Origin of the sequence: Streptomyces flaveus, from assembly GCF_014647675.1 — a bacterium.
Taxonomy (GTDB): Bacteria; Actinomycetota; Actinomycetes; order Streptomycetales; family Streptomycetaceae; genus Streptomyces; species Streptomyces flaveus.
On sequence record NZ_BMPQ01000002.1, the window covers coordinates 429577 to 444926 of the forward strand.

Sequence of the window (15350 nt, forward strand, 5' to 3'; positions counted from 1 at the left end):
TCAATTGAAGGGCGCCCGATATACCCCTACGCTCGCCCGAGAAAGTCGTGATCTACGTCATGGCGCATGGATCGACCGCCGCCGAGAATGATCGAGACAAGGCGAGCAAATAGGGCATTTCATTTCCGTGGGACATGCGCGGGACGGCGAGCCTGACAAACCGTCAAGTATGCTTCTGACCTGGGAAAACGCGCGGGAAGCCGACGGCCTCCGGAGCCGTGTGCGCAGGTTCGAATCCTGCCGGGGGCACCCTGTATGAGGTGCCTGAAGACCCCGTGACCAGCGTGTTCGCTGCGTGCGGGGTCTTTGCGTGTGTGCAGCCGTATGCAGCCCTGAGCGGCCCCATGACAGTGATCACGTTGTAATAGCGTGTTGATGTTGCGGGGCTTCGCGGCAGGTCAATGGCCGTTTCCGACCCCTTGAGCGTAGCCTCCCGACACACCTCCGACACGGCGAAAGCCCCGATCCCTCCGGGGCTTTCGTGTGAGTGCCGTGTGAGCCGTATTCAGCCTTCGGTTGCGCCTCTCCGGAGTCGGTCCACACCTTGCCCGCCGTCGGACGTTTCTCGGCCAGTTCGATACGCCCCAACCCTTCGCCGGGAGCGTGCAGTCCGAGCGACCCAGACCCAGCGCCCCACCGGGCCGCATGGCCGCGTAATACAGGCACCCGAAGAACGCTCGCGACCGCCACCCCGAGGACGGCGACTCACCCGAGGCTCTGGCTCTCGCAGTCCGCCGGCTCCGTCAGGCGCCCGGCCTGCTGGATGCAGGGGGACTGCCGCCGCCACCGCACCTCATCCCCCGGTCTGTCACCTGCTCCGGCCGGAGCAGGTGCGGAGCGGCGACACCGTCAGCGAGAAGAATCCGCAGGAGTGCCCCATCCGCAGCGTTACGCTCATGGCCCGCACGCAGATAAGGTTCAGCTATACGGATTTGGTTCAGGTTGACCTAAACGGATTTGGATAAGTCATGGGTGAACAGCTGACGAAGCCGGGGCGGCTGCTTGACCGTGATCACGAATGGGCGCTGCTCAACGGTTTCCTCGCCGATCCAGCCCCCGAGTTGCGGCTGGCCATCGTCTCGGGGCGCCGGAGGAACGGGAAGTCGTTCCTGCTGGAGGCACTCACAGAAGCAGTGGGCGGGCTGTACCTGACCGCGGTGCAGGAGGAAGGCCGGGTGCCCGCGCTGCACCGGTTCACCGAGGCGATCGCCGCGCACGCGGGAGTGCGGCCCGGGGCGATGCGGCTGGATGACTGGCGGGATGTGCCCACCGCCGCGCTGGAGGTGGTGAACCGGGCGCCGGGGGCGCCGCTGATCGTCATCGACGAACTGCCGTACCTGCTCCAGCACTCCCCGGAGATCCCCGGGTTCCTGCAACTGCTGTACGACCAGTCGCAGTCGGGCAAGGCGCCCGGCGGTCGCATCGTGCTGTGCGGCTCGGCCATGAGCGTGATGTCCGAGCTGCTGTCCGGCACCAAGCCGCTGCGCGGCCGGGCTGTGCTGGACCTGCGCCTGCCGGCCTTCGACTACCGCACCGCCCGCACCCACTGGGGAATCGAGGACCCGGCGGTGGCGCTGCAGGTCGACGCCGTGCTGGGCGGCGCCCCCGGCTACCGGCCGCTGGCCGCAGGGCCGACGCCGCAGAGCGAGGCGGAGTTCCCTCCCTGGGTCGAACGCACTCTGCTGGACCCGGGGCGGGCCCTGTACTCGCGCGTGGAGGCGGAGTACCTGCTGCGCGAGGATCCGCGGATCACCCACCGCACGCTGTACTACGACGTGTTGTCCGCGGTGGCCCGGGGCGCCTCGACCCCGGCAAAGGTCGGCTCGGTGCTGGAGCGGTCCCGCTCCGCCATGGTCGCCCCGCTGGAGGTGCTGGAGTCCACCGGCTACGTCCGCAAGGAACAGGACCTCCTCAAGGCACGGCACCCGGTCATCAGCGTGGCGGACCCGGTGATCCGCTTCAACCAGCTGATCACGCTGCCCATGGTGGATCTGGTGGAACGGCGGCGCGGAACCCAGGTGTGGCAGTCGTCGCGGCCGACGTACCACTCGAAGATCCTCGGCCCGCACTTCGAGGAGACCGCGCGCGAATGGGTCCGCTCCTTCGCCATCGATGAGACGGGGCTGTCGCTGGGCGCGGTGGGCGCGGCGGAGATCGCCGACCCGGCCGCCCGGACCAAGCACGAGATCGACCTGCTCGCCATGGCTCCCGGAGAGCGCCCGCAAAGCCCCCGAGCCGCCATCAGCCTGATCGGTGAGGCGAAGGCCACCGTCCAGCCCCGCGGCCTCAAGGACCTCGAGCGCCTCGAACACATCCGGGCCCTCCTCGCCGACCAGGGGCACCGGCCCGATGACGCGGTCCTCGCCCTGTTCTCCCTGCACGGCTTCCATCCCGACGTCATCGACGCCGCCGGCCGCCGCCACGATGTCCTCCTGGTCGACCTCGCTGCGCTGTACGGCGACGGGCCCGTCCGCGGTCTGACGTGACCTGGACAGGTGTGGCGTGACGGACGCGCCATTCGGCTTCCCCCGGGGCCTTTCCGCCGGGGAACGTGGCGCCTGCACCGGCGTCCTCATGGCGACGTACCCGGGCACGCCCCTGACCGTGGCCGAACTACCCGAGGACATCGGCCCCTTGGACCTCTTCGGTACCGCGGACGCGGAGTTCGGAACCGACCGGATCGGCGCGTACGGGCTGCTCCCGCCGTCGGATCCGGACCTGTGCGACGCGGACAGTGAGCCCGCAACGGCCCCACCCGCCACACCTGTGCCATGGGGCAGCAACCATCCGTGACCGGCACGTACGCCGAGACAGTCGATGACTCTACGGATGACAGTCGGTGACTCTACGGATGTGGATTCCGGCTCCGGCCGGTTGATTCACGACCAGCGGCTGAGGAACCGTTCCCGGGACCGGTGCGCGGGGTGCGCACGGCGAGAAGAGCGAGGTCGTCGTGGCCGTCGCCGGGGTTCTGGTCGGCCAGCGTGCAGCAGAGTGCGTCGAGGGGCAGCCCGACGTGGGCGGAGGCGGTGGCGGCAAGCATGTCCAGTCCGGCGTCCAGCGGGTGCTCGGGGTGTTCCACCAGGCCGTCGGTGAAGAGCAGCACTGTGTCTCCGGGCGTCAGCGGGTGGGTGTGGTCGGGGCGCGGCAGGCGGGTGTCGACGCCCAGCGGCACGCCGGGTTCGGCCTGCAGGTAGCGGGTGCGGCCGTCGGCGGTGAGGAGCATGGGCGGCAGGTGGCCGGCCGTCGACCAGTGCAGGCGCCAGCCGTCGCCGTCGGGTTCGATGCGGGCCAGGCAGGCAGTGGTGACGGGGGCCTCGGTGATGGAGTGCAGAATGTCGTCGAGCCGGTCCAGGACCAGGCTCGGCGGGGTGAGCCGGTCGTACAGCAGGGCGCGGAGCATGTTGCGGATCTGCGCCATGACGGCCGCCGCGGTCAGGTCGTGGCCCAGCACGTCGCCGACGATCGCGGCACACGCACCGTCCGGGAGCAGCAGGGCGTCGTACCAGTCGCCGCCCAGGTGGTGGTCGGGGGCGGTCGCCGGCCGGTATATCGCGGCCGCGGTGAACGGAGCCAGGTCGGGCAGGGTGGGCAGCAGCAGACGCTGGAACTGCTCGGCGGAGGTACGCACCCGCTGATACAGCCGGGCGTTCTCGATGGCGATGCCGGCGGCCCCGGCCAGCGCGAGGACGACCGCCGCGTCCTGTTCGTCGAACGGTTTGCCGTCGCGTCGGTCGGTCAGGTAGAGGTTGCCGTAGATGCGCCCGTGCACGCCGATCGCCACCCCGAGCAGGGTCCGCATCGGCGGATGCCCGGTGGGGAAGCCGACCGCGTCCGGATGGTGCGGTACGTCGTCCACGCGCAGCGGTTCGTGCTGCTCGATCAGGTGGGCGAGCAGGCCGCGGCCGTGCGGGGGGTGTATGTCGGCCAGGGCCTGGTGCTCGGTGTCGCTCAGGCCCAGCGGGATGAAGTCCTCAAGGCCCGTACGGCCCTCGGCGAACACGCCGAGGGCGCCGTAGCGGGCGTTCACCAGCTGCATCGCGGCGCTTACGATCTCCCGCAGCACCACCGGCAGCTCCAGCTCGCGGCCGACCGCGAGCACCGCGTCCAGCAGCGCCTGCATGCGTCCCTGAGCCCGGGTGAGTTGTCCGACCTGCTCGGCGATGCCGACCAGGTCCGCATCCCCGGCCGGACCGGAAGCCGTCGGCGACTGCCGGCGCTGAAGGCTCTCGTCGCCGCTCATCGGCGCCTCACCTCTTCCCGGCCGCCCCGGGTTCTGCGGCGGATACGGCCACATCGCACACCCTAGTGCCCCGGTAGCCCTCTCGCCCCGTCGTGAGCGCCGCGGAAAAGAGCGGCCTTACAGCAGTTACCGCACGTCATCAGGCGATCCCTCCGCCCTCGCCGGCCCGGAGGGTGTGGCCTGCGGCTTGAGCGGGGGCCAGGTATACACCCACACCCGCATCCGACAACGAACCCAGCGTCGGGAGGGGTCCCCGTGGGGACGGCCTACCGTGCTCGTCGACGTCGAGGACGGAGGTGGCGATGGTGAGCTCCTCGGAAGCGGACACCGGCAGCGGACACCGGCAAGAAAGAAGTGGACTGGTGAGCGGTGAGGGGATGGGCATGCCCGCACGAGTGAAGCGCGTCGCGGCGGTGGTGATCGGGGGCGTACTGGCCGTCGGCGGTTGTTCGTCGGACAAGGACACGGACACGTCCGAGGCCAAGCAGTCGGCGAGCCCGGTACCGAGCCGTGCGCTCGTCGTCTGGGCCGACGGGATGTGTGAGTCCACCGACGGTTTCGAGACGTTGAAGAAGGAGAGCGCCGAGGACATCAAGGACGTCACGGATCCCCCCGAAGACGCGTTCATGCCGATCGACATGGAGACACAGAGCTATCTGTCGAACACCTCGTCGTCCCTCGACACGGTCGCGCAGGGGCTCGACAGCGTACGGAAGACGGGCATCACCGCCGCGGACCGGCTGCACGACCGGCTGGCCGAGGACGTCGCCAAGGCCGCCGCGGAGGCCGACGAGCTGTCCGACACCATGACCCTCTACAGCCTCTCCGAGAAGGAGCAGATCGACCGCGCCGAGCGCCTGGCCGGGCTGGTAGAAGCCCTGAAGATGCCGAAACCCGCACTGCCGGCCGTGGTCGCCAAGGAACCGAGGCTCAAAGCCGCCTACGGACTCGCGCCCCGCTGCGTCCCGCCCGCCAAGCCGTCGCCCAGCGCCCCCGAGCCCGCGTCCCCGAGCCCGGCCTCGACCGGCCCGCTGCCCAAGGCCAAGGACGGCAGGGACACCGGAGCCTGCAAGGACGGGGACTGCGAGATCCTCGTCACCAAGCCGGTGGACTTCGTGGTCGGCGACTGGAATCCGCACGTGACCGTGAAGGACTCCACGGTCACCATCACGCACAGCGGCTCCTCGGGATTCGTGAGCACTATGTCGTTCGGCGACGGCGGGGGAGGCGCGTTCTCCACAGCGGGCGGCAAGGAGACCACCGTCGACGCCATCGCGGTCAACAAGGACGGCGCCGTACTGAAGTTCAGTACGAAGTAAGCACCCGTCAACGGCACCCGAAATGATCAGTTTGTTCAGGGTCGCCCAAACTGAATCACCGCCCGGATCGCCATCTCACCCGCACCGACCAGCGGCTTCGTCCGTTCCTATGCGAGCACGCTCAGCATGGGCGGCGGCGGAGGTGCACAGGAGCACCCACCTCGCAGATCCAAGAAGCCATCTGGCCGCCGCGCCGTCGAAGAAATGGCACGGGTCAACCGCGATTTCATGCACCGGACTTCCCGGCTATTGGCTGAGCGAGGGATCAATCAATTCCTCGACATCGGCACTGGAATACCGACCGAGCCGAACCTCCATCAGGTCGTCCAGGCCATCACACCCAGCGCCCGTGTGGTCTACGCGGACAACGACCCGATCGTCCTCAGACACGCCGAGGCGCTTCTTCACAGCACTCCAGAAGGGAGGACCGCCTACATCCAAGCCGACGTGAGAGAGCCGGGAAGGATCCTCGCAGCGGCGAAAGAGACCCTCGACTTCGAGCAGCCAATCGCTCTGTCTTTGGCGGCCCTCCTGCATCTGGTGGCAGATGACGACGATCCCTACCGGATCGTGGGTGAGCTACTCAAGCCGCTGGCAGCCGGGAGCTATCTGGCGCTTCCCCATGCGACAGGAGATTTCGATCCCGAGACATGGGAGCGCGTTGTCGAGGTCTACCGCAAGGGAGGAACTCCCGCGACAGTTCGATCGCGCAGCGAATTTTCGAGGTTCTTCGAAGGCCTTGAGCTGGTCGACCCTGGCATAGAACTCGCCGCACTCTGGCACCCAGAGCTTGGGGAACAGCACAGTCAGAGGGAGCAGATCCCGCTGTATGTGGGGCTCGCCCGCAAACTGTGAAGCCCTGCGCCAGCGTCACGGGCTTGGGCCTCGTGTCCGCTTCCCCGCAAGAGGCTCCCGTTCACGGTGACCACCTCCTGCAGCAACTCCGCGCACTGACCTTGAAGTTACGTCGGTACATGGGTGTATGTCAGAGGCAGTGCTGCTGTCCCTCGGGTCACCGCGCTGCCGCTGGATCAGTCGGTCACGTCCGCGGACGTGACCGGGCGGCCGCAGAGCGCGCGTCCTTCGACTGGCTTGAGCAGGGGCGTGTTCTGGACACCTCCGACGCGGTTGGCCCACCAGACGGTCAGTTCGCGTACGAAGAACATCGGCAGTCGCCGGTAGCGGCGGGGCTTCTGGAAGACCCCGACGGAATCACCCCAGTAGGCATGTTTGGCGTCAATGGCCGCGTAATTGTGCCGGATTCCTGTCATCGGCGGGAAATCGGTGTAGGCCTCGCGCAATTCGAGTCCCGAGTACGCAGCCATGGCCCGGAACCCGTCTGGGTAGTAGCGCCAGCAATCCTGTGCATCGTGCACATGGCCGCGCGACGGTGCCGTGATGAATGCCATTCCCCTGGGCTTCAGCACACGCGCGATCTCCATCATCGTCACCCAGAAGAACGGGATGTGTTCGAACGCCTGGCCCGAGAGCACAAAGTCCGTGCTGTTGGACTTCACTGGAATGCGGTACGGCTTGGCCATGACCACATCCACGTTCTGTCCATCGAGCACATCGACGCCCACATAGTCGATGTCGTGCTGACCCAGCATGTCTTTATGCGTGACACTCTGTTTGTCCGACACACGCGATCCCAGATCCACGACCCGGTGCCGCCGGTTCGTCGGCATGTACTCCTTCACGCAGAGTTCCATCTGCTCGTATGCAGACCTGTGCATCAGTGTTGCCTCTCGATGTGCCCCCACCTGAATGGACATGTCCCACAACTCCAATCGGCAGAAGGAGTCACGCTTCTGAACTGCATGACAACGAGGTGGAACGCCGACGTACAACCTCGAAAGTAGAGTCGTCACCCATACCGCTGGGCGGCGGTTCGTTGTCCACAGGCTGTGAACCCCTCTCCGGCGGGACCGCCCCCGCAGGCCGAAGCTGCCGCGGCGGATTCGGGTGGCGGCTCGTCCGGCTCGGACGTGGCGGTGTCGGTGATGGCAGAGAGCGGGACCCAGTCTCACTGGGTCCCGCTCTTTGTCGTTGCTGATCACGGTTCACGCGTGAGTGGCGCGTGAACCGTGTGACCACGTCGGTGTCAGGGCTCCAGCCCGCTGGCCCTGGCGATGCCCTCGATCTCACGCCGTAGGTGCTCCCGCTCGGCGTCGCTTTGCACGGGTTCGGTTCCGGTGAGGGTGCTGAAGTCGACGAGCGTGTGCGCACCGAGGGGGCCCAGAAGATCCAGGAGCTGGTTCAGCCTCCGCCCGAACTCGGGAGTGAACAGCTCCTGTTCGCGTGGCGACAGCTCGATGTCGATATCGACGTTGCGGTGGACGAGCGCGTCGTTCGTACCCTTGAGGATGCGTAGCAGCAGCTCGTACGACTCGGGGTCGAGGCCGCTTTGGAGTTCGGACAGGTAGAGCGCGAACTGCTTGGTGCTCTCCAGGAATACGTCTTCGTTCATGCACGTATCGTGCCGGATCCCCGGCAATACTCCGGGGCGTTTCAGCTGATCGGATGCCATTTCGCCCACGGACTTGACAGGAGTTCGGGTTCCCGGCTCCCGAACTGCCCCGGCCGACTTCATCCGCACAGCGGGCACCGGCTTGCGTTCTGTCGTCAACACCCGGTGAACACCTCCGCCGGCGGCGCCGCTTGCAGAGGGATGTGCCGGCACGGCAGGGTTTCGGGACGTGGCCACCTTGTTGATCGTGCATCACACGCCTTCGCCCAACTGCCAGGCGATGTTCGAAGCCGTCGTGTCCGGCGCGACGGCACCGGAGATCGAGGACGTACGGGTCGTACGGCTCGCCGCGCTGTCCGCGACGGCGTCGGACGTACTGGCCGCGGACGGATATCTGCTCGGCACTCCGGCGAACCTCGGCTACATGTCCGGCGCCCTCAAGCATTTCTTCGACCAGGTCTACTACCCGTGCCTGGACGCGACACGCGGTCGCCCGTTCGGCTTCTACGTGCACGGTGGAAGTGACACGACAGGGGCCCTGCGCGGGATCGAGTCGATCACGACGGGCCTCGGCTGGCGCCGTGCGGCCGAGCCGGTGACCGTCACCGGTGAGCCGGGCAAGGCCGACATCGAGGCGTGCTGGGAGCTCGGCGCGACGGTCGCGGCCGGGTTGATGGACTGAGCGCCGGGAAGCGAGGAGGCTCTCAGTCCGCGCGCCTTGGCAGGCTGCCGACGCTGATCATGGACATGCGTGACCACACCGGCGCGACTGAGTCGGACGACACCGACCGCTGACCCCACCGGTCCGTTCGCACCCCGAGGTCCCCGTCCTGACCACCGGAGCGCGGTCAGCAGCACTCGCAGCCGTCCCGGCAGCCGCAGTCGCCCCCGGTCCGTGCGGCCGTGCCGGAAACGGGCGCGGCACAGCAGCCGTCCCCGCGCCAGGCGTCCCGCCCCTCCTTGACCGCCACCGCCGCGATGACCAGGGCCGCGATCGGGTCGGCCCAGGACCAGCCGAGGACGGCGTTGGCGATGAGGCCGACGAGCAGGACCGCGGAGAGGTACGTACACAGCAGCGTCTGCTTGGAGTCGGCCACGGCGGAGGCGGAGCCCAGTTCACGCCCCGCGCGGCGCTGGGCCGCGGACAGGAACGGCATCACGGCCAGCGACAGAGCCGCCAGCACGATGCCTGGAACGGAGCGCTCCGCCTCTCCCGTACCGGAGAGGGCGCGTACGGAGTCCACAGCGACGTACGCGGCAAGGGCGAAGAAGGAGACGGCGATGATCCGGAGCGTCGTCCGCTCGCGGGCCTCGCGCACGGCGTGGTCGCGGGCGGAGAACTGCCAGGCGACCGCTGCGGCCGAGGAGACCTCGATGACCGAGTCGAGCCCGAAGCCGATCAATGCGGTGGAGGAGGCCAGCGTGCCCGCGATGATCGCGACGATCGCCTCGATGACGTTGTAGGTGATCGTGACGGCCACGAGCAGGCGTATCCGGCGGGTGAGCGCCTCGCGCCGGGCGGGCGAGGGTCCGAGGGATATCGCGGTCACGGTCAGCAGCAGCCCTTCTCGTCCGTGTCGGGGCAGGTGCGGTCGGTCTCCACCGCCACTACGGCGGTACGCAGGTCGTCCAGCGCGTGTCCGAGGCGGGGGTCGGCGAGTTCGTAGCGGATGCGGCGCCCGACGGGTACGGCGACCACCAGGCCGCAGTCGCGCAGGCACGCCAGGTGGTTGGACAGGCGGGTGCGCGAAATGCCCAGTTGGTCGGCCAGATCGGAAGGGTGGGCCGGCGCCTGACGCAGAGCGAGCAGCAGGCGGCAGCGGATGGGATCGGCGAGTGCACGGCCGAAGCGGGCGAGTACGTCGATCTCGGTGGCAAGAGTCAGCACCCTCACGACGATACATGGATTCCTGAATTCAGGAATCCATGTATACAGCCACTCTTGGTCCCGTCGGTGACCCACCGGCCTGCTGGTGACCGGCCGCGGCTGGTCACCAGCACAGTGGCAGCGCTGGGCGGCGGACGCGCTCGCCCGGCAGCTCCTGCCATGAGCGAGGCATCGGCTATTTGAGTCCGGAGGTGGCGATCCCGGAGACGAAGCCGCGCTGCAGGATCAGGAAGAGCACCAGCACCGGCACGACGTACACCAGAGTGCCTGCCGCGACGAGGTTGTTGAGCGTGCCACCGTGCGCGTTGTGGTAACCGGTGGCGAGCTGGACGGCGAGGGTAGTGCGGCCGGTGTCCAGCAGCAGCGCGGGCGCCAGCCAGTCACCCCAGGTCCAGGAGAACGACAGGATCAGGCTGGTGGCGATGACCGGCCACGACTGGGGCAGGAAGATCCGCCAGAAGATGCGCATCTGCCCGCAGCCGTCGACGATCGCCGCCTCCTCCAGTTCCTTGGGCATGTTGGTGAAGAACTGCCGGAACAGGAAGATCAGATACGGCATGCCGCACAGACCCCACAGCACCCACGGCATGTACGTGTTGATGAGGTGGAACTTGGCGAACAGCAGGTAGGTCGGGACGAGCGTCATGACCTGTGGCAGCATCATCGTCGACAGCAGCACGCCGAAGATCACTCGTTTTCCCGGTGCTTCGAGCCGGGCGAAGCCGTACCCGGCCCAGGCCGAGGCGAAGGTCGCCAGCACCGCGTAGATGGTGGCGATCGTCAGCGAGTTGCGGGCGTAGCCGAAGTAGTCCCAACTGGTCAGCGCCTTCACGAAGTTCCCCGGGCTCGGGTGGTGCGGCCACCAGTGGATGGGGACGGCACGCAGCTCCGACGCGTCCTTGAACGCGGTGATCGCGAGCCAGGCGAAGGGGCTGAGTATGAGGACGAGGACGCTCACCAGGAGCATGTAGACGACACTGCGCCGGGAGAGCACCATCACCCACCTCCGATCGTGCGGGACTTGGTCTTCGCGCGCTCCGGCTCCACGGAGTAGAAGACCGCGCCCTTGCTGAGTTTGAAGACGATGAGGGTGACGGCGATGATGATCAGGAACAGCACCCAGAGCAGGGCGGAGGCGTAGCCGTAGCGGCCGCCGAGGAGGTACTGGTCGAGGACGTGGATCATGAAGAGGGAGTTGCTCTCCGGGACGGATCCGATGCCCTTCGGGGTGGGGTCGAGTGAGATGAGCAGCGGTACGAAGGTCTGCAGCGAGGCGATGATCCCGGTGACGACCTGGAAGAAGATGACGGGGGAGAGCAGCGGCAGGGTGATCCGGGTGAAGGACTGCCAGGGACTGGCGCCGTCGACCCTGGCCGCCTCGTGCAGCTCCTTGGGGATGTCCTGCAGTCCCGCCAAAGAGATGATCATGACGTTGCCCACGCCCCACAGGGTCAGGACGATCAGCACCCAGCGGGCGTAGGGATCCGCCAGCCACGCGAGCCCGTTGACGTTGAAGAGGTCGAGAAGGCCGTTGGCCGCCCCCGAGTCACGGTCGAAGATCATCCTGAAGGTGATGGCGGCACCGACCGGCGGCACCACGGCGGGCAGGTACAGCAGCGTGCGGATCAGGCCGCGGCCCCGGATCGGCTGGTTCACCAGTACCGCGAGGAACAGTCCCGCCACGATCGTCAGCGGCACGGTCATCGCGGTGAACACCCCCGTGCGGGCCAGGGAGGCCAGCGTCTCCGGGTCGGAGAAGACCTCCTTGTAGTTGTCCAGGCCCACGAAGCGGGAGTTGTCCGACAGCCCGTCGGAGTTGGTGAAGCTCAGCCACAGGGCGTAGCCGAGCGGATAGGCCGTCAGGGCCAGAAACCCCAGCACCCAGGGACCGGCGAAGGCATAGAAGGCCCAGGCTCTTCGCGTCGCCAGCGAGCGGCGCCGGCGCGGCGGCCGGGTGGCCGGCGCGCCGGCCGGGCTCTGCACAGCAGGCCCGGCAGCGACGGTGAGATGTCCGGTGCTCACCCGAGGACGTCCTTGCCCTTGGCGATCAGGGCGTTCATCTGCTTGTTCAGCTCGTCCGCGACCTTGCCCGCGGAGGTACCGGACTTGACCGCGCCCGGCAGGACCTTGCTGATCACTCCGTCCAGGGCGTCCTTCTGGGCGTACGGGGTGAAGGTCAGGGGCTTGAAGTAAGCGAACTCCTGCTCCTGCACCTCGAAGGCCTGCTTCTGGTACGGCTTGTCCTGCGGCATCTTCTCGCGCAGCGACTTCAGGCTGGGAACGCCCCAGCCGCCGGCGGCCCGGCCCTGGGCGGGCTCTCCGCCGAAGAACCACTCGAAGAACTTCCAGGCCGCGTCCTTGTTCTTGGACTCCTTGGGTATCCAGAAGCCGGTGGCGCCGAAGCAGGGGCTGATGCGGCTGCTGCCCAGCTGGGGCGCGGGGGCGAGGCGCGAGACCTCGGCGACCTTGGGATCGCCGGCGATCGCGCCGCCGAACCAGTAGCCGTCGGTGGCCATCGCCATCCGTCCCGCCTGGAAGGTCGGCCAGTCCCAGCCGTCCGGGTTCGGGTTGACGGTGCTCGGGCCGATGTCGGCCTTCGTGTACTCCAGCATCCACTTCAGCGCCTTGAGCGCCTCGGGGGATGAGAAGTCCACCGAGCTCAGGTCCTCGGCGAACACGCTGCCGCCGGCCGACGCGGTCATGCCCAGCAGCGAGGAGAAGGAGCCGAGTCCCGTGACGTTCAGGCCGTACACCTTCACCTTGCCCAGCCGGCGCTTGACCAGGCGCTTGCCGAGGTCCAGCAACTCCTCGTAGGAGAGCGGCTCGGTCTCGCTGGGCAGGTCCACCTTCGCGGCCTCGAACAGGTCGGTGCGGTACCAGATCATCTGGTCCTGCGAGTAGTCCTTGGCCATGCCGTAGCGGGGGCCCGCGCCCTGCTTGCTGCCGTCGTAACGCCAGAGGTCGTTGACCGGGTCGAGGTCGGAGCGCTTGAGCACCGTGCTCTTGGCGAAGTACGGGTCCAGGTCGGTCATCAGGTTGCGCGCGGCGAAGTACGGGGCATCCGTGGCGCCGGACCCGAGCACGACGTCCGGCGGGGTCTTGGCGGCCAGCAGGGCGTTGAGCTTGGCGGGGTCGGGCTGGAGGTACCTGATCTTCAGGCCCAGTGCCTTCCCGGCGGCCTTGATGTCGAGGTCCTCCTTTTGGCACATGACCGTGAGCGTCGTGCTGCCGCTCTTCGAACCGGTGCCGCCCGAGCCGTCGTCGACGGAGGCAGCACAGCCGGACAGTGCGGCGGCGCCGAGCGCGGCACCGGAGTAGGTGAGGAAACGACGTCTGTCGAGGGACCCTGTGGCGGGAACGGACACGTTGGTGGGCCTTTCGTGCGGGTGGTTGCAGCGGGTGGGGCGGAACGCCGGGCTGAGCCACGGTGGAAAGGGAAGGGAAGGGGGCGAGATGGGGTGGAAGGGGGATGAAGCGCAGGGCTCGCTCGGCTCAAGTGGCTTGTGCGGGCAGGCCGAAGCTCGGCCGGCCGCGGTCGGCCAGGAGGGTTTGTATCGATAAAAGAGTGCGGCTCCGCGAAGGGCGGATGAAAAGGGTGCGGGAGTGGGTCGGCTCGCTCTGGGCTTCCTGTCGCGCGTTGACCGGCTCTCCGGCTGTGGCCGTTATGCCGCCGATGCCCGTCTCGGAAAACCGGTTGCGTAAAACTTCGGCGGACATTAGGTGGCGGCGTCTGAAGGTGTCAAGGGGTCCGGCAAACCGGCCCGCAACGCCCACACGCCGCACCGCCCGACCTCATGGCACCGCGGCATCCTGACGACCAAACAGTTCCCGCACGCCTCTTGACACCTTCACGAGAAGGCGGTTTTTATCGATACAAACCTGCCGAGCCACCCACCCCTGGAGTACCTCCGTGGCCAACGCCACCGCGATCATCAACCTCGACCTCGAGGGCTCGAAGATCAGCCGTCACCTCTACGGCCACTTCGCCGAGCACCTCGGCCGTTGCATCTACGGCGGCTTCTGGGTCGGGGAGGACTCGACGATCCCCAACGAGGGCGGCATCCGCCTCGACGTCGTCGAGGCCCTACGCGCCCTGGACATCCCCAACCTGCGCTGGCCCGGGGGCTGTTTCGCCGACGAGTACCACTGGAAGGACGGCATCGGCCCCCGCGATCAGCGCCCCCGCATGGTCAACACCCACTGGGGCAACGTCGAGGAGAACAACCACTTCGGCACCCACGAGTTCATGGCCCTGTGCGAACTGCTCGGCACCGAGCCCTACATCAGCGGCAACGTGGGCAGCGGCACGGTCCAGGAGATGAGCGAGTGGGTCGAGTACCTGACCCGCGACGGCGACAGCCCCATGGTGCGGCTGCGCAAGGCCAACGGCCGCGAGGAGCCCTGGAGTGTGAAGTTCTGGGGCATCGGCAACGAGACGTGGGGCTGCGGCGGCAACATGCGCGCCGAGTACTCCGCCGACCTGGTCCGCCAGTACGCCACGTACTGCCGCGACCACGGCGACAACAAGCTGTACCGCATCGCCTCGGGCGCGTCCGACGACGACTACAAGTGGACCCGGACGCTGATGGAGCAGATCAACTGCTTCGGCTGCGAGGCCACCCCGCGCACCTTCTACCAGGGCATCTCCGTCCACCACTACACGATGGCCGGTCCCTGGGAGGCGAAGGGCAGCGCCACCGATTTCGACACGGACGACTACTACCGGACGATGGTCTCCGCCCGGGAGATCGACCGCATTCTCACCGGCCATTCCACCGTCATGGACATCTACGACCCCGGCCGGAAGGTCGGTCTGGTCCTGGACGAGTGGGGCACCTGGTGGGACGTCGAGCCGGGCACCAACCCGGGCTTCCTGTTCCAGCAGAACTCCCTGCGCGACGCACTCGTGGCCGGCACGCACTTCGACATCTTCCACAAGCACGCCGAGCGCCTGTACATGGCGAACATCGCCCAGACCGTCAACGTCCTGCAAGCGATGGTCCTCACCGACGGTGACGCGCTGGTCCTGACCCCGACCTACCACGTGTTCGAGATGAACAAGGGGCACCAGGACGCCGCCTCGCTCGCCGTGCACCTGCGCACGGAGGGCGCCCGTCGCACCGTGGGGGACGCCGAGCTGGACACCCTCTCCGCCTCCGCCAGCGTCAAGGACGGAACGGTACTCATCTCGCTGTCCAACCTCGACGCCGAGGAGCCCGCCGAGGTGACGCTCGACCTGCGCGGCCGCTCCATCGGTGAGGCGACCGCCCGTCTCCTGACGGCCGACCGGCTCCAGGACCACAACAGCGCGGAGGCACCGGGAACGGTCAGCCCGCGCTCCTTCGACGAGTTGAAGGTCACCGAGCAGGGCCTGATCCTGACGCTGCCGCCCCACTCGTTCCTCACCGTTCAGGCCCCGCTGGCCTGACG

The 15350-nt window shown here is 67.7% G+C and carries 13 protein-coding genes and 1 pseudogene; 6 read left to right on the forward strand and 8 right to left on the reverse strand.

Annotated features, from left to right (window positions below; all coding sequences use genetic code 11):
* Positions 1 to 968: 968 nt before the first annotated feature.
* Both IEZ21_RS05170 and IEZ21_RS05175 read left to right on the forward strand, forming a co-directional pair.
* The gene (locus IEZ21_RS05170; RefSeq protein WP_189320671.1) at positions 969 to 2486 is read left to right on the forward strand and encodes an AAA family ATPase; all 1518 of its coding nucleotides are present in this window, start codon (positions 969 to 971) and stop codon (positions 2484 to 2486) included.
* 16 nt (positions 2487 to 2502) lie between these two features.
* On the forward strand, positions 2503 to 2793 hold the full coding sequence (locus IEZ21_RS05175; RefSeq protein WP_189320672.1) for a hypothetical protein: 291 nt from the start codon (positions 2503 to 2505) through the stop codon (positions 2791 to 2793).
* 52 nt (positions 2794 to 2845) lie between these two features.
* On the opposite strand, the gene IEZ21_RS05180 is transcribed toward IEZ21_RS05175, so the two are convergent.
* On the reverse strand, positions 2846 to 4243 hold the full coding sequence (locus IEZ21_RS05180; RefSeq protein ID WP_189320673.1) for a PP2C family protein-serine/threonine phosphatase: 1398 nt from the start codon (positions 4241 to 4243) through the stop codon (positions 2846 to 2848).
* A gap of 383 nt (positions 4244 to 4626) precedes the next feature.
* Between IEZ21_RS05180 and IEZ21_RS05185 the strand changes: the two genes are divergently transcribed.
* Together IEZ21_RS05185 and IEZ21_RS05190 are read left to right on the forward strand one after the other, a co-directional pair.
* Positions 4627 to 5562, forward strand: a complete 936-nt coding sequence (locus tag IEZ21_RS05185; RefSeq protein WP_189320674.1) for a hypothetical protein — start codon at positions 4627 to 4629, stop codon at positions 5560 to 5562.
* 192 nt (positions 5563 to 5754) lie between these two features.
* Positions 5755 to 6417, forward strand: a pseudogene (locus IEZ21_RS05190) (SAM-dependent methyltransferase); the annotation flags it as partial.
* Positions 6418 to 6593: 176 nt separating this feature from the next.
* Here the strand turns inward: IEZ21_RS05190 and IEZ21_RS05195 are convergent.
* Both IEZ21_RS05195 and IEZ21_RS05200 read right to left on the reverse strand, forming a co-directional pair.
* Entirely contained in the window at positions 6594 to 7298 is a 705-nt protein-coding gene (locus IEZ21_RS05195) for a class I SAM-dependent methyltransferase (RefSeq protein ID WP_189320926.1), read from the reverse strand.
* A 368-nt stretch (positions 7299 to 7666) separates the two neighbouring features.
* Positions 7667 to 8032 carry a hypothetical protein gene (locus tag IEZ21_RS05200; RefSeq protein WP_189320676.1) on the reverse strand — a complete coding sequence of 122 codons (366 nt, stop codon included), beginning with the start codon at positions 8030 to 8032 and terminating at the stop codon, positions 7667 to 7669.
* A gap of 229 nt (positions 8033 to 8261) precedes the next feature.
* Between IEZ21_RS05200 and IEZ21_RS05205 the strand changes: the two genes are divergently transcribed.
* Positions 8262 to 8714 carry a flavodoxin family protein gene (locus tag IEZ21_RS05205; RefSeq protein WP_189320677.1) on the forward strand — a complete coding sequence of 151 codons (453 nt, stop codon included), beginning with the start codon at positions 8262 to 8264 and terminating at the stop codon, positions 8712 to 8714.
* 166 nt (positions 8715 to 8880) lie between these two features.
* Here IEZ21_RS05205 and IEZ21_RS05210 read toward each other — a convergent pair whose 3' ends face one another.
* The 5 genes from IEZ21_RS05210 to IEZ21_RS05230 all read right to left on the reverse strand — a co-directional run bounded on the left by IEZ21_RS05210 (position 8881) and on the right by IEZ21_RS05230 (position 13285).
* Positions 8881 to 9582 carry a cation efflux transmembrane domain-containing protein gene (locus IEZ21_RS05210; RefSeq protein WP_373302174.1) on the reverse strand — a complete coding sequence of 234 codons (702 nt, stop codon included), beginning with the start codon at positions 9580 to 9582 and terminating at the stop codon, positions 8881 to 8883.
* A 2-nt stretch (positions 9583 to 9584) separates the two neighbouring features.
* On the reverse strand, positions 9585 to 9920 hold the full coding sequence (locus IEZ21_RS05215; protein WP_189320678.1) for an ArsR/SmtB family transcription factor: 336 nt from the start codon (positions 9918 to 9920) through the stop codon (positions 9585 to 9587).
* Between the two features lie 175 nt (positions 9921 to 10095).
* On the reverse strand, positions 10096 to 10917 hold the full coding sequence (locus IEZ21_RS05220) for a carbohydrate ABC transporter permease (protein ID WP_189320679.1): 822 nt from the start codon (positions 10915 to 10917) through the stop codon (positions 10096 to 10098).
* Entirely contained in the window at positions 10917 to 11942 is a 1026-nt protein-coding gene (locus tag IEZ21_RS05225) for a carbohydrate ABC transporter permease (RefSeq protein WP_189320680.1), read from the reverse strand. Before IEZ21_RS05225 ends, IEZ21_RS05220 begins: the two co-directional genes overlap by 1 nt.
* Positions 11939 to 13285, reverse strand: coding sequence for an extracellular solute-binding protein (locus tag IEZ21_RS05230; protein WP_189320681.1), 1347 nt, complete (start codon positions 13283 to 13285; stop codon positions 11939 to 11941). Before IEZ21_RS05230 ends, IEZ21_RS05225 begins: the two co-directional genes overlap by 4 nt.
* Positions 13286 to 13830: 545 nt before the next feature.
* Here IEZ21_RS05230 and IEZ21_RS05235 point away from each other — a divergent pair.
* Positions 13831 to 15348 carry an alpha-N-arabinofuranosidase gene (locus tag IEZ21_RS05235; protein WP_189320682.1) on the forward strand — a complete coding sequence of 506 codons (1518 nt, stop codon included), beginning with the start codon at positions 13831 to 13833 and terminating at the stop codon, positions 15346 to 15348.
* Positions 15349 to 15350 lie beyond the last annotated feature (2 nt).